Source organism: Pseudomonas sp. GZD-222 (genome assembly GCF_049310525.1).
GTDB lineage: Bacteria > Pseudomonadota > Gammaproteobacteria > Pseudomonadales > Pseudomonadaceae > Aquipseudomonas.
Window position 1 is genome coordinate 1 of record NZ_JBMOWO010000054.1, and the last position, 18949, is coordinate 18949.

Consider the following 18949-nt stretch of genomic DNA (forward strand, 5'->3'; position numbering starts at 1 on the left):
AAGACATGGCCAAAACCTCTTAGACTCAACGAGTGAGAGAACTTTGGCTTGGCCCACGCTTGTGATTCGAGATTTGGCCCTCATCCAACTGTTCGGGCTCTCGCCAAAGTGGAACGGTGAATGGCAGCTTGTGCTCCTACACGTGCTCTAGGCACCCCGGATTAGCAACTTGCCATTCACCGCTCTCACCTCAGATTCTATTCCTACCTCAAGACACAAGCGGATTCACCGGGACGCCGGACCGCCGCGATGGACTGCGTAGCAGTCCCGATTTTTAGGGCCGCGCTGCGCCCCATCGCGGCGGTCCGGCGCTCCGGTGAATCCTACAGTCAGCCCGCAGCTTCACGCCCATCTTCGAAAAACGCCTTGCGTCCATCTACCTGACTGGACGCCCTGGGCAGGTTGGCTGCCTCTGCGTTCGGCTTCTCCACATACCAATAGCAATGCTTGGCCGCACGCGTAATGGCCACATAAGCCAGACGCAGCACCTCATTCTTCTGGGCGTTATCAAACGCCAGCGGATCGCCCGCACGCCCCAGACCCGCCTGACGGTACACCTGGTTCTTGTACGGCGAACTGGTCAGGTGCTGACAATCACCCAGCATGAATACCGCGTCTGCCTGCAGTCCTTTGGCACTGTGGTAGGTCAGTTGACGGAACCGCCGCTGACCGGCCGGCAGCCCCGCCTCATGATTAACGAGTGGCTTTATATGCTCTGAAATCAATAGCTTATCGCTACTTTTTCGAAACAACATCATCACCGACTCACCACGCCGGTAGTGTTCCATCAGCGTTTCTGCCAACGCCGCTTCATCCCGCTCCAGCACTTTGACCGGTATCGGCTCCTCGGCCGCCGGCCCGCAGGCCTTGGCCTTCTTGCCACTGATGGCCGGTGCCGACTTCACGATATGTTCGGCCGCATCGATGATGTGCTGATGACTGCGGTAGTTGTCGGCGAGCATCACCCGGGTAGTGCTCGGCGCCACAAACTCCTTGTTGAATTCCATGAAGTACTTGGGCGAACTGCCCCGCCAGCCGTAGATCGACTGCCAGTCATCGCCCACACACAACAGCGACGAATGCTGGGCTACCCGTCCGACGTTCAGGGCCGGGCCGCGTCGGCGGATCTCGCGCAGGCACGCCCGTAGCCAGGAGACAATCTGCGGCGAGACATCCTGGAACTCGTCAATCATCAGGTGTGCCAGCGGGCGCAGCAACGGATCAGGCAGCAGGCGCAGGTTCTCCGGATTGTTCTCGCCGAACAAGGCGAACATGCGGTTGTAGCTCATGATCGGCGGCGACTGGCCAAGCAGGTGCGCCTCCAGCGCTTTCCAGTACAGGCTCAGGGCTTCGAAGAACTGCGCATCGCTGTCACCTGCCGGGAAACTCATGGCGCCCACGGCCTTGTTGACCTCAAGCCCGAGGTTCTCGATAAAGCCTGCAGCACCGACAAAGGCATCGAGCAGCGGCACCGCCGACAGCTCACCTTTGACCTTGTAATCAAACCCCGGCCCGGCCACCGCATCGCCAGCCAGAGAAGATGTCAGGCGCTTGGCTGCAGCATAATTTTCCAACCAAATCACAGGCTTATCGCAGAAAGCTTGAAACAGAGTGCGCTTTATCACCCACTCCGCCCAGACCGGCAGCTTGGCCCCGGGGCGCTTGTACTGCTGGTTTTCACCAGGGTCGAAGCCCAGCACAACCCAGGCGTCCAGCTCGGCGATATGGCCATGGAAGTGGAAGCGCCTGCCGTTGATCTCGACCGTCTCCCGACTCGGCTCGATGCCCTTGATCGGCCAGGCACCGGCAGCGAACCAGAGGTCCTCGAGGGTGTCGCACAGTTCTTCGTCACGGCTGGCCGATAGCTGGGTCACGGCTACGCGCTTTTGCACATCAGGGTGATCGCGATCCAGCGCCTTGAGCTGCAGCGCCTCGCGGCGCAGGCCGGCGATCAGCTCGGCGAAACGCGGGCTGTTCTTGAGCAGGTCGCGGTAGCACAGGTTAAGTTGCTGGCGCTGGGCGTCGTTGATGCGCAGGTCAAAAGGATTGCTTTCAGCGTTGGCCTCGCTGCCCCCTGGCATCTCGCTGCCCAGGGTCTCGAACGCGCGCACCTGACTGAAGCCCGGCAAGCTGCGTACCAAGGGCAGGATGCGCGAGTGGAAGGTACGCACCAATTCGCGGGCCTGGGCGGGATTCAAGGCAAGCTGCCAGAGGCTGAAGACCTGCACCAGACGGGCAATGAAATCCTTGCGCGACTCGCGGGTGAAGGTCACCACGGTCATGGCGTCCAGCTCAAAGCCCAGGTAATGACGCAACAGCAGGATCCGCAGCACCAGCGAGGTCGACTTACCGGCGCCGGCACCGGCGATGACGCAGGTGGACGGCGTATCGCTGAAGATCATCTTCCACTGCGCCGCGCTTGGCTGCGCATGCGCCGGCAGGCGCTGGGCAACGTCAGCCTTGAAGCGTTTCTTCAACTCGGCGGTCAGCGGCAGGCGCCAGTCGTCGAACAGGTGGTCGTCCTGGCCGGGCACGCCGTGGCCGTCAGGGCGGGTGTCACGAATCACCAGGACCTGACGGCCTGCTTCATAGCCGTCCACCCGCCCTTCTTCGTAGCCTTCACGCAAACCGTCGGCATGCCCGGTGCGCTGGCCACTGGCGTGGCCCTGAAACCAGGAGTCACGGTGCTGGGCCTGCAAGCGGCTCAAGCCACGGCCGAGCATGCGCGCCACCAGGCGCCGGACCCAGGGCATTTGCGCAGGCGGAGTCAACTCCGGGGGTAGCTTGGGACGCTCTTCAGACACACCGACTCCAACAAGAAAAAACCTGCGCTCATGTTCGCTCCATCAGACAAAAATCACCAGCTGAATGCTTGAAGATCAGTGAATTAGACGATGAAACGCATAAATCACCCTAGCTAGATACATCCACTATTTCGATTGAAATCAGCCGAAATTTACGCTTATTTTCGATTATAGATTCAGCGATGATCGCTCCATCAACCGACTCACCAGGAGAGCCCATCATGCTGCAACTGCGCCCTTTCAAGAGCCTTGGCCATGCCAATCATGGCTGGCTCGACGCCCACCATCATTTTTCCTTTGCCGAGTACTACGACCCGCAACGGATGCACTGGGGCAACCTGCGTGTCTGGAATGACGACCTGATTGCTGCCGGCAGTGGTTTCCCGCCGCATCCGCACCGCGACATGGAAATCATCACTTATGTCCGCGAAGGCGCCATCAGCCACCAGGACAACCTCGGCAACAAAGGCCGTACCGAGGCCGGTGATGTGCAGGTGATGAGTGCAGGTACCGGCATCACCCATAGCGAGTACAACCTGGAAAAGGTCGACACCCGGATCTTCCAGATCTGGATCGTCCCTGAGCGCGTCGGACAAGCACCGTCCTGGGGCACCCGGCCGTTCCCGAAAGGCGAGCGCGGTGAAGGCTTCGTGACTCTGGCCAGTGGCCGTGCGGGTGATGAGGACAGTCTGCGCATTCGCGCCGATGCGCGTCTGGTCGCGGCCGCCTTGCAAGCGGGAGAAACCGCCGAGTACCGCTTTGAAGCCGGTCGACGCGGTTATCTGGTACCGGCCAAGGGGTTGGTCGAAGTCAACGGCTTGCGCGCCGAAGCGCGCGACGGCATAGCAATCGAGGATGAGCAGGTACTGCGGGTGACAGCGCTGCAAGACAGCGAGATCGTCTTGGTCGACGTCGCCTGACACCAACTTGGCACCCAGCCGCGTTGGGGAGGGTTCCAAAACGCCCTCCCCCCGGCACGGCTCAGGCAGAAGCCCGGGGCTGAAACGGAATGTGGCTTTGCGCCAGACTTTTTTCTTCGCGCACCTGCGCAACCAGCGCAGCCAGTTCGTGACAGCTGGTCAGGCTGTGCACACGAATGCCGGTAACCGTGAGGCAATCGTCCAGGCTGTCACCTTGCCCCAACTGAATGGTCAGGTGTTGACTGTCGGTGCAGGACACCACACAGCGGTCAGGTAAAAACGCCTGCTCGATGAGCTGGCATAACTCTAGGTCGGAAACGCCAATCAGTAGCATGTTGCGATCCTCCTGTCAGAAGGCCCCACTCTCCAGTTACTCCTGAACGAGCCTTCGCGGCCAATTGAAATTACTGATGCGTCGGCGTTTCCTCCATGCAGCGCACCAATCAGCATGGACGGTCATATAGATGAGCCCCTTGCCAGCGGCAAAGTTCAAGGCAGCATGACCCGGTGCAGATGAACGGCGAGGCTCGACCGCTCGTCCCTCACCGGCAAAATTTTTCAAACTTTGCCCGCCACCCCTGCCTCCCACTCTGTGTAGGGCAAATGCCTTGCAAACATTGAAAAGAGGAAGAGAATCATGGCTAACAAAGACACTTCGAATCCTGGAAATTCCACCACCGACAGACAGAAAGCCTCCGACGCCGCCAAGAAAGGCGGTCAGGCTTCTGGTGGCCAAGCGGGCAGTCAGCCGCGTAAACCTGACATGGATAAAGACCAGGCCCGCAAACCAAGCGGTGGCGGCCGTAGCTGATGGACGAACGACCGGCGCACCCTGGGTGCGTCGGCCCTGAGGCCCTGCAATGACTCAGCACGTCATTCATTTCCATTGCCAGATCGACCAGGACACCACAGAACGCTTTCGTGACCGCTGCCTGCAAGCCGTCGATGAAGGCGCTACCTCGCTATTGCTGTTCTTGTCGACTACCGGTGGCAGCACCAACTTCGGCTTCTCGATCTACAGCTTTCTCAAGTCCTTGCCGGTGCCTCTGTGTGCGGTCAATGCCGGCAACATCGAGTCCATGGGCATCATCATGTTCCTGGCCGCCGCCGAGCGCATCGCCGCGCCCCATTCACGTTTTCTGATCCATCCCATGACCTGGCACTTCAGCCAGAGTGCAGTCGACCATTCGCGCCTGCGCGAGTACCTGTCGAGCCTGAACAATGACCTGGAGCGCTATGTGCGTATCTTCGAACTGGAAACCGCTCACGCCGAGCGCAAACTGGACATTTTCCAATGCCTGTCGGCCGAAGAAAAAGTCATCCCGGCCTACGAATCGCTGGCCTGCGGCATTGCCCACCGGCTGGAACAGGTGGTGTTCGCACAAGACGCTCGCCACCTGACGGTAAGCGGCGCGCATTGACGGTTGAAATCCGATGGAATTTTTCCAGCCTTGCAAGACTCACTAAGAACATTGAAGGGATGTTCTCGGTCATGCACTGAAAGGATCTTTTAGCCCTATGAACAACGCAAAACTTTTCATCATCGATTACCTGCTGCACGGTGAGCACAAGTCGTTCATCATCCGCGCCGAAATGATGGACAACACCGAAGCCTGGCACTGGGCAAGCTGCGACGCTGGCGTTGGCCGTATTGGCCGCTACGGGCGCGAGAAGGTGAAAAAAGTCAGCAAGCCTCTGGCGGAACGCTATGGCATCACCGAAGTGAGATGGCGCCAGTCCAGCTGATTCAGCTCAGTGATGCCCATAGGTGCTGGGCAGCATAGGCGCGCCATGGGCGCCAGGCTAACGCTCTGTCTGCCAGTTTCACTTCCGGCCCCTCCAGCACGCGCAACGCTTTGATCAGGGCTACGTCCCCCAACGGCAAGGCATCGGCGGCACCCAATTGTCGCAACGCCAGGTAGTGCGCGCTCCAGGGGCCAATGCCGCGCAACAGGCACAGGCGAGCCACCCAGCTGTCCAGGTCAGCACCGGGACGCAACAAATGCGGTTCATCCAACAGCGAGCGCGCCATGGTCGACAGCGTCGCAGCACGTGAACGCGGCATGCCGAGGCCGCTCAAGTCCTCCTCGACCAGGGCGCCAGGCGTCGGGAACACATGGGTCAACCCCGTCCCCTCGGCCACCTGCGACGCAAGCGGCTGGCCATAACGAAGCACCATGCGTGCTGCCAGGGTCATCGCCCCGGCGACGCTGATCTGCTGACCCAGCACCGTGCGCATGGCCTGCTCGAAAGCGTCCCACCCCTGAGGAACGCGTAACCCCGGCCGAGCGGCGATCAGCCTGGCCATCAACGGATCACGGCCCAGTTGCGCCTCGATCCGACCGGGCTGCGCATTCAGGTCGAACACCCGACGTACCCGAGCGATCAAGCCGGGGAGCGCCGTTGACGGCACACCGGTAACGGTCAGCATCAAGCGGTGGCCACGCATCGCCCGCACCCGAACAACGCCGTGATAACCACCCACGACGACACTGCGCGTATACACCCCGCCCTGCACTGTTTCGATGCCGGCAATGCACCGTGCAGCCAGAAACCCCAGCAACGATGGCCAGTGCAAAGGTGGCTGATAGCTCAGCCAGAAGGTCAACAGGCGGTCGGGGCGCACGCTGCGCCGGTAGCCGTGCAGGGCAGAAACATGAGTCATGGCCTGATCATCGCCTGATTGCGCGATACGATGCCAGTGCTACTGCAGCGATCGAGAAACAGAGAAACGAAAACGGCCGGGCTGCACAAGCACCCGGCCGTCGATCAACAAACGCGCTTACTTGCCGTTGGTGAGGGTGTTGTAGCTGGTGATCAGGTTACGGTAGTCCGGGATGTGGTTGGAGAACAGGGTTCCCAGACCTTCGATGTCGTTGCGCCAGTCGCGGTGCAGCTCACAGGCCAGGCCGAACCAGGTCATCAGCTGCGCGCCGGCTTGCGACATGCGGTCCCAGGCCGAGTCACGGGTCAGGGCGTTGAAAGTACCCGAGGCGTCGGTCACCACGAACACTTCAAAGCCTTCTTCCAGCGCCGACAATGCCGGGAACGCCACGCACACTTCAGTCACCACGCCGGCGATGATCAGTTGCTTCTTGCCAGTGGCCTTGACCGCTTTTACGAAGTCTTCGTTGTCCCAGGCATTGATCTGGCCAGGACGGGCGATGTATGGCGCGTCCGGGAACTGCGCCTTGAGCTCTGGCACCAGCGGGCCGTTGGGGCCGGTTTCAAAGCTGGTGGTGAGGATGGTTGGCAGCTTGAAGTACTTGGCCAGGTCGCCAACGGCCAGGACGTTGTTCTTGAACTTGTCCGGATCGATGTCACGCACCAGCGACAGCAGACCGGTCTGGTGATCCACCAGCAGGACAGCAGCGTTGTTCTTGTCCAGACGAACGTAGGGCTTGCTCATGGTGTTACTCCTTGCGTGGGTAGGCCGGTGCCCTGTGGCACCGGACATGAGGGATCAGCGTGCGGAATCCAGTTGTTCGTTTTCGTTGACGACCTGTTGCGCCTTGAGGTAGCTCTCGATCAGCAGTTGGTAGTGCGGGAACACGGCGCTGTAGGCCTCGGCCCACTGCTGGGCGTCCGGACGGTTCCAGGTGCGTTGGACTTCCCCGCACACGGCTGCGGTGTCCATCGGCACCACTCCGGCCTGAACCACTCGTGCCAGGGTGACTTCCTGGGCCATCTTCGAATAGGTGCCGCTGGCGTCGATCACGGCAAAGACCTGGTAGCCGGCATTGACCGCACTGATGCTCGGGAAGGCCATGCACACGCTGGTAATGGTGCCGGCGATGATCAGCTGTTTTTTGCCAGTAGCTTCTACTGCCTTGACGAACTCCTCATTGTCCCAGGCGTTGATTTCACCTTTGCGAGCGACGTACTTGGCATGTGGCGCGGCTTCGTGAATTTCCGGAATCAGTGGGCCATTGGGGCCCTGAGGCACAGAGGCGGTGGTAATGACCGGAATCTTGGCCAGGCTGGCGATCTTTGCGAGGGTCACGGCATTAGCCCGCAACTCGGTCATGGGCATGTCCTTGACCGTTTGGAACAGACCGCTCTGGTGGTCGATCAGCAGCATCGCGACATCATTGGGATCGATACGCGGGACTTGGCCATTGAGGTTGGCAACGTTGGCAAATGTACTCATGACACATTCTCCTTGAGGTCAGGCTGCAAGTTGTGCTCGCAGCCAGGTCGAAGGTCACCCGCCGGGCGACCTTCGGGTTATTGATACTAGTTGTCGTGGCGAGAACCGCCCGACCCTTTCATCTGGCCAAAACGGCCCGCCCGGAAGTCGTCGAAGGCTTCGGCAATTTCGGCGTCGCTGTTCATCACGAACGGGCCGTAACCTACGATCGGCTCGTCCAGCGGCTCACCGCTGAGCAGCAGCACCGACACGTCGGTCTGCGCTTCGAGCAACAACTCGTCACCGGCACGGTCGAACAGCACCAGCTGCGCCGCACCGACCGCACGCTCGCCATTGACCAGCAGCTTGCCGCGCAGGACCACCAGCGCGGTACTGCGCCCTGCTGCGCTAGGCAGGCGAACCGGGGCGCCAGGCTTGAGCTGCAGGTCCCAGACGTCCATGGGCGAGAAGGTTTGGGCGGGGCCTTTATGGCCGCGGTACTCACCGGCAATCACCCGCAGGCTGCCGCTCCCGGCCCCCAGAGGCACCACCGGGATATCCGTACTGAGCAGCGTCTGGTAACCGGCCGGTGCCGATTTGTCCTTGGCCGGCAGGTTGACCCACAGCTGGACCATCTCCAGGGTGCCACCCTTGGCGGCAAACGCCGGGGAATGGAATTCCTCATGCAGGATGCCGCCGGCTGCAGTCATCCATTGCACGTCGCCCGGGCCGATCAGACCACCCGCTCCGGTGGAGTCGCGGTGCTCCAGTTCGCCCTGGTAGACGATGGTCACGGTTTCAAAACCGCGATGCGGATGCTGGCCGACGCCGCGACGGGCTGTAGTCGGGCTGAAATCGTGGGGACCGGCATAGTCCAGCAGCAGGAACGGGCTGATGTGCTGGGCCAGGTTGTCGTAGGTGAACAGGCTGCGTACCGGGAAGCCATCGCCGACCCAGTGCGGGTTGGGGCTGCTGTAGACGCCTTGGATCTTTTTCATGAGATGTCTCCTCTCGTGGATGGCTATAACCATACGAGCGCAACGACATCGGCGGTAGATCAGTTAAACTGCCCTCAGCGTTCCATATGGAGAACACTGGTGGAAGACCTCAACGACCTGTACTACTTTGCCCAGGTGGTCGATCACGGCGGCTTTGCCCCCGCTGGCCGCGCCCTGGACATGCCCAAATCCAAACTCAGCCGACGCATTGCCGGGCTGGAAGAACGTCTTGGCGTGCGCCTGATCCAGCGCTCGACCCGGCACTTTTCCGTAACTGAAATCGGCCAGGCCTATTACCGTCACTGCGTGGCCATGCTGGTCGAAGCCGAGAGCGCTGCCGAGCTGATCGAGCGCAACCGCGCAGAACCCCAGGGCATCGTGCGCCTGAGTTGCCCGACAGCGCTGCTGGATTTCTGGGTGGGCGAAATGCTGACCCGCTTTATGGTGCAGTGCCCGCTGGTGCAGCTGCACATTGAAAGCACCAACCGCCAGGTCGACCTGATTCAGGAAGGCATCGACATCGCCCTGCGGGTGCGGGTGCCACCGCTGGAAAGCAGCGACCTGGTAATGAAGACCCTGGCCCACAGCACCCAGCTCCTGGTGGCTTCGCCTGAGCTGCTCGAACGCCTGCCAACGCGCCCGGTGCCGGCAGACCTCAATACCCTGCCGAGCTTGCACTGGGGCAAGCCGCAACGCGACTACCACTGGGAACTGGTGGGGCCGGATGCGGCGCGCGCCAGCCTGCGCTACCAGCCACGCCTGGTCACCGACGACCTGCTGGTATTACGCCAGGCAGCGGTCGCCGGTGTTGGTGTGGTGCATGTGCCGCTGGTGGTGGTACGCGACCAGCTGGATAACGGCCAACTGGTCAGGGTCACCCCCGACTGGGCGCCGGAATGCGGAGTGGTGCATGCGGTGTTCGCTTCGCGCCGCGGGTTGTTGCCGGGCGTGCGCAGCTTGCTCGACTTTCTGGCAAAAGAGTTCGAGGTCAGTGATATAACCTGATTGGCATCAAACCTGTTGCAGCATGAAAGCCTCCACCCGCTCACTGCACGCCACCGGATCTTCCTGCATGAAGCAGTGACCACCCGCCACCTGAGTTGCGCTGACCTGGCGGTTGCCTTGGGCCCAGCGCTGCACTGACTGCGGCACGAAGGGATAGGTGTGTTCGCCATAGAGCACCAGTGTCGGTGTTTGCACTTTGGTCAACGAAGCCCACATACGCCGCGGGAAGGAACTGAAAATCTCCACCTCGCGGCTGGGCCGGCACTTGAGCACCACGCCTTCGCCACACTCACCGATGGCATGCTCGATGTACGACTGCAGGGCGGTCTCGCTCCAGCCCTTGAAGATCCCCCTGCCCTCCAGCGAAGCACGCGCGGCACCACGATCCGGCCAATGGCTGCGGCGGGTGGCAGCCTTGCGGGCCAGGGCATGGTGGCGGTGCAGGCCAACCAGAGCGGCGGCCCCCATCATGCCCATCATCGAGCGACTGAACAGCACCGGATCGAGCAACACCGCACGCTGAAACAACTGCGGCTGTTGCGCCAGCATCAACGCGCTGAGTACCCCGCCAAAACTGTGGCCAACGGCAAATCGCGGTACGTCAGCGTACTCCCCACGGCCCGCCTCGAACGCCTCGATGGCCAGTTCTGCCGTGCGGTTCCAGCCCTGGAACGGACCACCATGATCGCTATCACCATGGCCCTGGACATCACACAGCCAGAGGTCGAAATGTTCCGCCAGGCGCGCCAGCATTGGTTGGTAGACCAGGCTGCAAAAGCCGTTACCGTGGAGAAAATGCAGCAACGGTTTGCCGCTGGCGGGTGACCGCCAGCCGCGCAAGGTAAAGCCGGCACTTGTGTCGTGGGACCAGGGAATCAACTGCATGTGCCAGCTTTCTCATTCAGGAAAAGCTCGATTCTACAAACAGCAGCGGGTAAAGGGATATCACCAGCAACGCCGCCATCAGGACATTGAACAGCATTAACCAGCGCGGATTCTGCAACACCGTGCGCAAAGCACTGCCGAACATCACCCAGACACACACGCTGGGCAGGTTGACCAGGGCGAACACCGTGGCGATGACGATCACGTTGGTGACATAACCCTGGGCAGGCGTGTAGGTCGTGATTGCACCTACTGCCATTACCCAGGCCTTGGGGTTGACCCATTGAAACGCCGCCGCGCCCCAGAAGCCCAGAGGCTTGCGGCTTTCAGAATTGCTGACCGACAACGGGCCGGAGGTGGCGATCTTCCACGCCAGGTACAGCAAATAGGCCGCCCCCACATAGCGCAATACCGTGTAGATCGGCGGGTAGGCCTTGAACACCTCGCCCAGACCAAAGCCCACCGCCAGCACCATGACCATGAAACCCACACTGATACCCAAGGCATGGGGAATCGAACGGCGCACACCGAAGTTCACCCCGGAGGCCAGCAACATGGTGTTGTTGGGCCCCGGGGTGATCGAAGACACGAAGGCGAACAGCACGAAGGCGGTTATCAGGTCGATTGAGCTGAGCATGGCAGGCATCCAGGTTTTTCTTGTGGGCTGCAATGACACTAACGGAGTCCTGATCCACCTCGACCATACAGTTGTAGGAAATATTACCGCTACACCTGACTGTCCTGCTTAACCCAGTGCCTCGACGACAAACTCCAGGCGATCCTGGCCAAAGAACATCTGCTCGCCGACAAAACAGGTCGGCGCGCCGAAGACTCCACGGTGCACGGCTTCTTCGGTGGCCTCCTTGAGGACGGCCTTTACCTGTGGGTCTGCGCTCCAGGCCTGATACTGCTGCGGATCGAATCCGGCCTCTTGCAGCACCGCTGCCAGTACCTGCGGGTCGCCAAGGTTGCGTTTGTGCACCCACATGGCCGGGAACACGGCATTGAGGTAGGCCTCGAAGCGTTCGGGTTGAAACAGTTGTACCGCAACGGTACCGCGCATCAGGCCCAGGGTGTTGATCGGGAAGCCCGGCGGGAATGCCAACGTCACGTCATAGCGTTTGGCGTAGCGCTGAAAGTCGGCAAACACATAGCGGGCCTTGGCCGGCACCATCGCCGGCGACGCGTTACCGGTTGCCTGGAATACCCCGCCAAGCAGCATCGGTCGGTACACCAGTTGCGCATCGTGGCGCTCGCACAGTTCTGGCAGTTGGGTCCAGGCCAGGTAACTGGCCGGGCTGCCTAGGTCAAAGAAGAATTCGACGGTCTTGCTCATTGCTTGATGTCCTTGTTGTTATGAGAGGCTTACCAGCGTTCCATCCACGGCCGCAGATCAAGCTCGAAGGTCCAGGCGTCACGCGGCTGTGCGTGCAAAAACCAGTAGCTGTCGGCAATGTGCACAGGATCGAGGATGCCGTCGCGATCCTTGAGCGCATAGCGTTCCGGGAAGCTGTCACGGATAAACGCGGTGTCGATGGCACCGTCCACCACCACGTGAGCGACATGAATATTACGCGGCCCAAGCTCGCGGGCCATGCTCTGGGCCAGGGCGCGGATGCCATGCTTGGCCCCGGCGAACGCGGCAAAACCCGCCGCGCCGCGCAGGCCGGCCGTAGCCCCGGTGAACAGGATGGTTCCGCGCTCACGGGTTACCATGCGCCGCGCCACCGCCTGGCCGGTGAGAAAACCTGCGAAACAGGCCATTTCCCAAATTTTGAAATACTTGCGCGCGGTTTCGTCGAGGATGCTGCAGGGGACGTTGGCGCCGATGTTGAAGACGAAGGCCTCGATGGGCCCGTGGCTGCTTTCGATCTGTTCGACCAGCGCCGCCACCTCCTCTTCTTTGCGCGCATCGGAGGCAAAGCCATAGGCCTCGCCACCCGAGGCACGTATCTCGTCCACAAGCGGCTGCAGCTTGTCGGCGCTGCGCCGGGTAACGCAGGCGATATAACCCTCGCGGGCAAAACGCTTGGCAATCGCACCGCCGGTGGCATCGCCGGCCCCCACTACCAACACCACTTTCTTGCCCTGGGTCATCCATCGCCTCCATTGGTAAACGATCATTTAGTAAACGAACGCTATGCTATGATCCAGGCTTCGTCAAGTCAGTGATTCGGAGAAGGTTGGCGTGCGCTACTCCACCACCCACAAGGAACAAACCCGGCAGAAACTGCTGGAAAGCAGCGGCGCCCTGGCCAAACGCGGGGGCTTCAATGCCACCGGCGTTGCCGGTTTGATGAAAGCCATTGGCCTGACCGGTGGGGCTTTCTACAACCATTTCCCGTCCAAGGACGATCTGTTCACCGAGGTGGTGCGCCGCGAGTTGTCGCTGAGCCCCATGGCCCAGCAACCGATGAACCGCCAACGCCTTGAACGTTGCCTGGAGCACTACCTGAGCCTGGCGCACGTCCACAATCGCGAAGGTGGCTGTGCCATCCCGGCCCTGGGCGCCGAGATTGCCCAGGCGCCGCTGCCGGTGCGTGAAGAAGCCGAACACTGGTTGCGCACCCTGCAGCGCGCCTGGGCCGAGACCCTCGAAGATCCCGACCTGGCCTGGGCCCTGCTCAGCCAGTGCGTGGGCGCGCTGCTGATCGCGCGCATGCTGGCCAATGAATCAAGTCAGCAGGAAGTGCTCAACGCCTCCCGTGAGTTTCTCGCCGGGGCCCTGCATGAAAGTCGTTGAAACGCTGCTGCTCGGAATTGCCCTGCTCGCCCCGCTCCCCGCCATCGCCGCCTGCCCGGTGGGCCAATATGAAATCTGCCTCGGCAGTTGCATCTGTTCGCCGGTCGACCCGGGCCAGGCCGGTATCATGCTCGACGACCTTGGACGCATGGCCAGCAATTCGTTGGCCCTGGCCCTGCAACAGGCGCGCGATACCGCTGCCGCAGGCACCGTACTGCCTATCCCGCTGCATATCCGCGCCCAGCTTGAGCCGTATTACGACTTCCAGGTGCTCGACGCTGTGCGTTACAAAGTCGGTGACCAGCAGGCCCTGGACAGCGCCAACGCGGTGTTGCAGAACCCCGATGTGAATGCCGTGACCCTGATCGACATCATCGTCTTTCGCAACGAAGCCGATGCCCAGGACAACGTCGCGCTCTGGGCCCATGAGTTGCACCATGTGCAGCAGTACCAGCAATGGGGGGTGGCCGAGTTCGCCCGGCGCTACTCGCGCGACTTCAATGCGGTTGAAGAACCCGCCTACGAAATCCAGACGAAAGTCAGCAAGGCCCTGCGCGAGCGGGCTTCCGGCCAGGCACGCTGAACTACACTTAATAGTTGCCTCACGACAAATGGCCCGAGGTCGTCGCCCACAGTGGCGGCCCCGTTGACGTTGGACTTCTTGCAGGAGAACACGCAATGGACGAAGCCAAGCTAAACGATTTCATGGGCAAACTGGTCAACGACATGGGCGCTGCCGCGCTGCTGGCCAACTTGATTCTCGGCGATGAGCTGGGCTTGTACCGGGCCATGGCCGACAGTCAATTCATCACCCCCGACGAACTCGCACAAAAGACCGGCTGCAATGCCCGGCTGCTGCGCGAATGGCTCAGCGCCCAGGCCGCCTCGGGCTATATGGAGCACCAGGACGGTCGTTTCTGCCTGCCGGAGGAACAGGCCATGGCCCTGGCCATCGAGGACTCACCGGTGTATGCCGCAGGCGGCGCCTCCGTGATTGCCGCGCTCTACCATGACAAGGACAAACTGGTCGCGGCCATGCGCGGTGACGGTGGCTTGCCGTGGGGCGATCATCATCCATGCATGTTCAGCGGCACCGAACGCTTCTTCCGGCCAGGCTATCGCGCCCATCTGGTGTCCGAGTGGCTGCCAACACTGACCGGGGTGATCGACAAACTGCAGGCCGGTGCCAAGGTCGCCGATGTCGGCTGCGGTCACGGTGCTTCGACAGTGATCCTCGCCCAGGCTTTTCCAGCCTCGCAGTTCTACGGTTTCGATTACCACAGCCCGTCGATCACGGTGTCCAGTCAGCGAGCTGCCGAAGGCGGCGTGGCCGAACGCGCGCAGTTCATCCAGGCCAGCGCCAAGGACTTTCCCGGCCACGACTTCGACTTGATCTGCTATTTCGACTGCCTGCACGACATGGGCGATCCGGTCGGCGCCGCTCGTCATGCCTACAAGGCACTCAAGGATGACGGCACAGTATTGCTGGTCGAGCCTTTTGCCAACGACAGCCTGGAAGAGAACAGTACGCCGGTAGGCCGTTTGTTCTACGCTGCCTCGACTTTTATTTGCACGCCCAACTCGTTGTCCCAGGAAGTCGGTCTGGGCCTGGGTGCGCAGGCAGGCGAAGCGCGTTTACGCGCAGTGTTCGAGGAAGCCGGCTTCAGACACTTCAGAAGAGCCACAGAGACACCGTTCAACCTGATTATCGAAGCGCGTAAGTGATTGCCAGGCAGCCAGCCCCGGAGTCGACGTACTCCGGCCTGGCGCGCCGGTTCAGGTCGGCTGCTGTTGCAGCAAACGCTCCATCAGCAGCCTGGCGTTATCGCTGCAGGCGCGATCCTCGGGGCGGTTTTCAATACTGTCGATGGCCACCAGCAGTTGCGCGCGGTTCTGTTCCAACTGTTGTTGCAGCACTTCAATCTCGGCGACCTTGCGCTTGAGCCCGGCAAGCAATTCGTCGTGTTGCCAGCCCTCAGCACTGGTCGGCAGCAGCTGGCGGATCTCGTCAAGCGTGAAGCCCGCGCCCTGCGCGCTGGCGATGAGCTGCAGGGTCCACAGCGCCTGCGCCGTGTAGTCGCGATAGCCGTTGGCCGTGCGCGCCACCGATGTAATCAGACCACTGGCCTCGTAGAAGCGAATTCGCGAGGCACTCAGTCCGCTGCGTTTCGCCAGTTCTCCTATTCTCATAGCTCGCCTTCAGTACGGCATGGACCTTGAACCTCACTTTAACCCCGGCGTCGGATCGCGGCAAAGCTTGTGCGGGCTGCGGCCGACCCCAAGCAGCACGTTACGCAAAAACCCCACCACAGAGGAGCAACGAGCATGGCATTCGTTACGACCAAAGATGGCGTTGAAATCTTTTACAAAGACTGGGGCCCGCGCGACGCCCAGGTGATTTTCTTCCACCACGGCTGGCCGCTCAGCGGCGACGACTGGGATGCGCAAATGCTGTTCTTCCTGAGTCAGGGCTATCGGGTCATCGCTCACGACCGCCGCGGCCACGGGCGCTCAAGTCAGGTCTGGGATGGCCATGACATGGACCATTACGCCGACGATGTGGCCGCGGTAGTCGATCACCTGAAGGTGCGTGGCGCGGTGCATGTCGGCCACTCCACCGGTGGCGGCGAAGTCGTGCACTACCTCGCCCGTCACGGCCAGGACCGCGCCAGCAAGGCGGCGATCCTCGGTGCGGTGCCGCCGCTGATGGTGCAGACCGCCAGCAACCCCGGCGGCCTGCCCAAGTCGGTGTTCGACGACCTGCAGGCGCAACTTGCCGCCAATCGTGCGCAGTTCTACTACGACATTCCCGCGGGCCCGTTCTACGGTTACAACCGTCCAGGGGCAGAACCGTCGCAAGGGGTGATCTGGAACTGGTGGCGCCAGGGCATGATGGGCTGCGCCAAAGCTCACTATGACGGCATCGTCGCCTTCTCGCAGACTGACTTCACTGAGGATCTCAAACGCCTCAGCCTGCCCGTATTGGTGATGCACGGTGATGACGACCAGATCGTGCCTTACGAAAACTCGGGGCTGCTGTCCGCCAAGCTGCTGAGCAATAGCACCCTGAAAACCTACAAGGGCTTCCCCCACGGCATGCCCACCACCCACGCCGAGACCATCAACGCTGACCTGTTGGCCTTCATACGCAGTTGATATGTGGGATGGGATGGGATGTTGAGGCTGCGAGCTTATCCATTTGCTGTGGCATCGCCACATGAAATGGATAAGCTCGGCAAGGTCATAGCCCCCAGCATCTAACGAAGAGACTGAAAATAGCCTGTTGACATTAAACTTAACTTTAACGTTATGGTGTTGAACACGATCAATCGAGGTACCCCCCATGAACGTGTTCGCCCCCCTGACACTGCCCAACGGCAGCATAATTCCCAACCGCCTGGCCAAGGCAGCGATGGAAGAAAATATGGCCGACGCCGACCAGGCCCCTTCCGGGAATCTGATGCGCCTGTACCAGGCCTGGGCCGAGGGTGGTGCCGGCCTGTTGATCAGCGGCAACGTGATGGTCGACAGACACGCGATGACCGGCCCAGGAGGTGTGGTACTAGAGGACGACAAACAACTGGCCAAGTTCCAGCGCTGGGCCAGCGTCGGTCGCGCCCACGGTGCGCAGTTCTGGCTGCAGATCAACCATCCCGGACGGCAGATGCCGGCCAATCTCGGCCAGCAGACCTGGGCGCCCTCGGCAGTGGCCTTGGACCTGGGCACGATGTCCAAGCACTTCAAGCCACCGCAGGCGATGACCGTAGAGGTCATCCACGAAGTGATCCAGCGCTTTGCCCGTACCGCCCAACTGGCGGAACAGGCCGGTTTTACCGGGGTGGAGATCCATGCCGCGCATGGCTACCTGCTCAGCCAGTTCCTGTCGCCATTGAGCAACAAACGCAGCGACGCCTGGGGCGGCTCGCTGGAGAACCGCGCACGCTTGCTGCTGGAGATCGTCAAGGCGGTTCGCGCTGTGGTGGCGCCGCAATTTGCCGTGGCGGTAAAGCTCAACTCCGCAGATTTTCAGCGCGGCGGCTTCAGTGCCGAGGATGCCCGCAACGTGGTGAAGTTACTCAATCCCCTGGGCGTCGACCTCGTCGAGTTGTCCGGCGGCAGCTACGAAGCGCCGGCCATGCAGGGTGATGCTCGCGACGGACGTACCCTGGCCCGGGAAGCCTACTTCCTGGAGTTCGCCCGTGACCTACAGAACGTGGCCAGCATGCCGCTGATGGTCACCGGCGGCATCCGTCGCCTGCCAGTGGCCGAACAGGTCGTGCAAAACGGCGTGGCTATGGTCGGCATCGGTACCGCCCTGGCCATCGACCCCAACCTGCCCCGCGACTGGCAGTCGGGCCAGGGCACTGCGCCGCAGCTAGCGCCGATCACCTGGAAGAACAAAGCGCTGGCGTCGCTGGCGAACATGGCCGTGGTCAAGTTCCAGTTGCGCAAGCTCAGCCTGGGCAAAGCCCCCAAACCACAGGTGTCGCCGCTCCGGGCGCTGCTTGAGCAACAACTGGGCAACACACTACGCGCACGTCAGTACCGTCGCTGGATAGAAGAGCGAGTCGGAGGCTGAAGCGGATCATCTGCAACCTAGAAATCGACTGACAGCGCTCAGCACCGCGTCAGGCGCTTCACGATGAGGAACATGATGGCAGCCCGGCAGAATCAGGCACTCGCTGGACCCGTTCGACAGCGTGGCGATATGCTCAGGATGCAGCACCGAACCGTATTCATCATGCTCGCCATGCAGGACCAGCGCCGGGCAGTGAATTGCATCGATTGCGCTCTCGATGGTCCAGTCGCCGAACGCTTCGGCAAGCCAGGTTCCGGTCCACGCCCTGAGGACCCAGGGGGCTTTATCGCCATGATACTTTTCCAGGCGCGCCATGTGCTCGGGCTGCGCGAACTGTGCCTCGGCCGTGCGAATACCCTGCAGCGTGCGGTCTTCAACAAATGCCTGGGCCGCGATGGTCACCAGCGCCGTGCACTGCTGCGGATACACCGAGGCGCAAGCGGCCGCCATGGCGCCGCCTACGCTATGCCCCAGGGCGACAAAGCGGTCGATCTGTAACGCGGCTTTCAGGTGTACAAAGAAGCGCTCGGCTTCGTCGCGGATAAACTGCCGCGGCAATAGCCCTGGATATACATCGGACTGACCGAAACCGAGCCGGTCATAGGCAATCACTTCACGTCCGGTAGCGTGGCTCAAGCGCTGCGGGAAATCGCGCCACAGGGCAATACAGCCCAGCGAGTCGTGGAAGAGGATGATCGGTGGCTGTTGCGGTTTTTCCGGCAGAAACTGCGGGAACCAGCGACAACAGAACAAACGCCCCTGCGGTGTGTCGATCCAGAGTGTTTCGGTATTGATAGACAATGACATGCAAGACCTCAACTGACCGTTCAGCTCGCTGACAAAAATCCCAGAGTATCAGTTGTAAGCTCAATCCATTGACAGTCGG

Annotated in this window: 22 protein-coding genes; 10 read left to right on the forward strand and 12 right to left on the reverse strand. The window is 61.3% G+C overall.

From position 1 onward, the window contains the following. Positions 1-329 precede the first annotated feature (329 nt). Positions 330-2753, reverse strand: a complete 2424-nt coding sequence (locus ACO6VD_RS09955; protein ID WP_422418830.1) for a UvrD-helicase domain-containing protein — start codon at positions 2751-2753, stop codon at positions 330-332. A gap of 272 nt (positions 2754-3025) precedes the next feature. Between ACO6VD_RS09955 and ACO6VD_RS09960 the strand changes: the two genes are divergently transcribed. Further along, entirely contained in the window at positions 3026-3724 is a 699-nt protein-coding gene (locus tag ACO6VD_RS09960) for a pirin family protein (RefSeq protein ID WP_422418690.1), read from the forward strand. A 61-nt stretch (positions 3725-3785) separates the two neighbouring features. Here ACO6VD_RS09960 and ACO6VD_RS09965 read toward each other — a convergent pair whose 3' ends face one another. Next, on the reverse strand, positions 3786-4058 hold the full coding sequence (locus ACO6VD_RS09965) for a DUF1652 domain-containing protein (RefSeq protein ID WP_422418692.1): 273 nt from the start codon (positions 4056-4058) through the stop codon (positions 3786-3788). 303 nt (positions 4059-4361) lie between these two features. Here ACO6VD_RS09965 and ACO6VD_RS09970 point away from each other — a divergent pair, with 303 nt between their 5' ends. The 3 genes from ACO6VD_RS09970 to ACO6VD_RS09980 all read left to right on the forward strand — a co-directional run bounded on the left by ACO6VD_RS09970 (position 4362) and on the right by ACO6VD_RS09980 (position 5470). After that, positions 4362-4535 (forward strand): KGG domain-containing protein, encoded by a 174-nt coding sequence (locus ACO6VD_RS09970; protein ID WP_422418693.1) that lies wholly within the window; start codon positions 4362-4364, stop codon positions 4533-4535. A gap of 49 nt (positions 4536-4584) precedes the next feature. Further along, positions 4585-5145, forward strand: a complete 561-nt coding sequence (locus ACO6VD_RS09975) for an ATP-dependent Clp protease proteolytic subunit (RefSeq protein WP_422418694.1) — start codon at positions 4585-4587, stop codon at positions 5143-5145. 97 nt (positions 5146-5242) lie between these two features. After that, on the forward strand, positions 5243-5470 hold the full coding sequence (locus tag ACO6VD_RS09980; RefSeq protein ID WP_422418695.1) for a DUF6555 family protein: 228 nt from the start codon (positions 5243-5245) through the stop codon (positions 5468-5470). Between the two features lies 1 nt (position 5471). On the opposite strand, the gene ACO6VD_RS09985 is transcribed toward ACO6VD_RS09980, so the two are convergent. From ACO6VD_RS09985 to ACO6VD_RS10000, 4 genes are all read right to left on the reverse strand, one after another. Continuing rightward, the gene (locus tag ACO6VD_RS09985) at positions 5472-6389 is read right to left on the reverse strand and encodes a DNA-3-methyladenine glycosylase family protein (RefSeq protein ID WP_422418696.1); all 918 of its coding nucleotides are present in this window, start codon (positions 6387-6389) and stop codon (positions 5472-5474) included. A 117-nt stretch (positions 6390-6506) separates the two neighbouring features. Next, positions 6507-7133 (reverse strand): isochorismate family cysteine hydrolase YcaC, encoded by a 627-nt coding sequence (gene ycaC, locus ACO6VD_RS09990; RefSeq protein WP_400173976.1) that lies wholly within the window; start codon positions 7131-7133, stop codon positions 6507-6509. 54 nt (positions 7134-7187) lie between these two features. Then, a complete protein-coding gene (locus ACO6VD_RS09995; protein WP_422418697.1) occupies positions 7188-7874 on the reverse strand; it encodes a hydrolase in 687 nt (228 codons plus the stop codon). Positions 7875-7960: 86 nt separating this feature from the next. Then, positions 7961-8851 (reverse strand): pirin family protein, encoded by an 891-nt coding sequence (locus ACO6VD_RS10000; protein WP_422418698.1) that lies wholly within the window; start codon positions 8849-8851, stop codon positions 7961-7963. A 96-nt stretch (positions 8852-8947) separates the two neighbouring features. Here ACO6VD_RS10000 and ACO6VD_RS10005 point away from each other — a divergent pair, with 96 nt between their 5' ends. Then, positions 8948-9856, forward strand: coding sequence for a LysR family transcriptional regulator (locus ACO6VD_RS10005; protein WP_400173987.1), 909 nt, complete (start codon positions 8948-8950; stop codon positions 9854-9856). Between the two features lie 6 nt (positions 9857-9862). Here the strand turns inward: ACO6VD_RS10005 and ACO6VD_RS10010 are convergent, their stop codons facing one another. The 4 genes from ACO6VD_RS10010 to ACO6VD_RS10025 all read right to left on the reverse strand — a co-directional run bounded on the left by ACO6VD_RS10010 (position 9863) and on the right by ACO6VD_RS10025 (position 12838). Continuing rightward, positions 9863-10741 carry an alpha/beta fold hydrolase gene (locus ACO6VD_RS10010; RefSeq protein WP_422418699.1) on the reverse strand — a complete coding sequence of 293 codons (879 nt, stop codon included), beginning with the start codon at positions 10739-10741 and terminating at the stop codon, positions 9863-9865. 16 nt (positions 10742-10757) lie between these two features. Further along, a complete protein-coding gene (locus ACO6VD_RS10015; RefSeq protein WP_422418700.1) occupies positions 10758-11387 on the reverse strand; it encodes a LysE family translocator in 630 nt (209 codons plus the stop codon). Between the two features lie 99 nt (positions 11388-11486). Then, a complete protein-coding gene (locus tag ACO6VD_RS10020; protein ID WP_422418702.1) occupies positions 11487-12077 on the reverse strand; it encodes a 2-hydroxychromene-2-carboxylate isomerase in 591 nt (196 codons plus the stop codon). Positions 12078-12106: 29 nt separating this feature from the next. After that, positions 12107-12838: an SDR family oxidoreductase gene (locus ACO6VD_RS10025; RefSeq protein ID WP_422418704.1), complete on the reverse strand. Its 732-nt coding sequence runs from the start codon at positions 12836-12838 to the stop codon at positions 12107-12109. Positions 12839-12929: 91 nt separating this feature from the next. On the opposite strand from ACO6VD_RS10025, the gene ACO6VD_RS10030 reads away from it, so the two are divergent. From ACO6VD_RS10030 to ACO6VD_RS10040, 3 genes are all read left to right on the forward strand, one after another. Beyond that, positions 12930-13484, forward strand: a complete 555-nt coding sequence (locus tag ACO6VD_RS10030; protein ID WP_422418706.1) for a TetR/AcrR family transcriptional regulator — start codon at positions 12930-12932, stop codon at positions 13482-13484. Then, the gene (locus ACO6VD_RS10035) at positions 13471-14067 is read left to right on the forward strand and encodes a DUF4157 domain-containing protein (protein WP_422418708.1); all 597 of its coding nucleotides are present in this window, start codon (positions 13471-13473) and stop codon (positions 14065-14067) included. The genes ACO6VD_RS10030 and ACO6VD_RS10035 overlap by 14 nt, the downstream gene beginning before the upstream one ends. Before the next feature lie 95 nt (positions 14068-14162). Then, on the forward strand, positions 14163-15209 hold the full coding sequence (locus ACO6VD_RS10040; protein WP_422418710.1) for a class I SAM-dependent methyltransferase: 1047 nt from the start codon (positions 14163-14165) through the stop codon (positions 15207-15209). 51 nt (positions 15210-15260) lie between these two features. On the opposite strand, the gene ACO6VD_RS10045 is transcribed toward ACO6VD_RS10040, so the two are convergent. Further along, complete coding sequence (locus ACO6VD_RS10045) at positions 15261-15674, reverse strand: MerR family transcriptional regulator (protein ID WP_422418711.1); 414 nt, start codon at positions 15672-15674, stop codon at positions 15261-15263. A 135-nt stretch (positions 15675-15809) separates the two neighbouring features. On the opposite strand from ACO6VD_RS10045, the gene ACO6VD_RS10050 reads away from it, so the two are divergent. Both ACO6VD_RS10050 and ACO6VD_RS10055 read left to right on the forward strand, forming a co-directional pair. Next, positions 15810-16640 (forward strand): alpha/beta fold hydrolase, encoded by an 831-nt coding sequence (locus ACO6VD_RS10050; protein WP_422418712.1) that lies wholly within the window; start codon positions 15810-15812, stop codon positions 16638-16640. A gap of 187 nt (positions 16641-16827) precedes the next feature. After that, positions 16828-18063, forward strand: a complete 1236-nt coding sequence (locus ACO6VD_RS10055; protein WP_422418713.1) for an NADH:flavin oxidoreductase/NADH oxidase family protein — start codon at positions 16828-16830, stop codon at positions 18061-18063. Positions 18064-18069: 6 nt separating this feature from the next. On the opposite strand, the gene ACO6VD_RS10060 is transcribed toward ACO6VD_RS10055, so the two are convergent. Beyond that, positions 18070-18870 (reverse strand): alpha/beta fold hydrolase, encoded by an 801-nt coding sequence (locus ACO6VD_RS10060; protein ID WP_422418714.1) that lies wholly within the window; start codon positions 18868-18870, stop codon positions 18070-18072. Positions 18871-18949 lie beyond the last annotated feature (79 nt).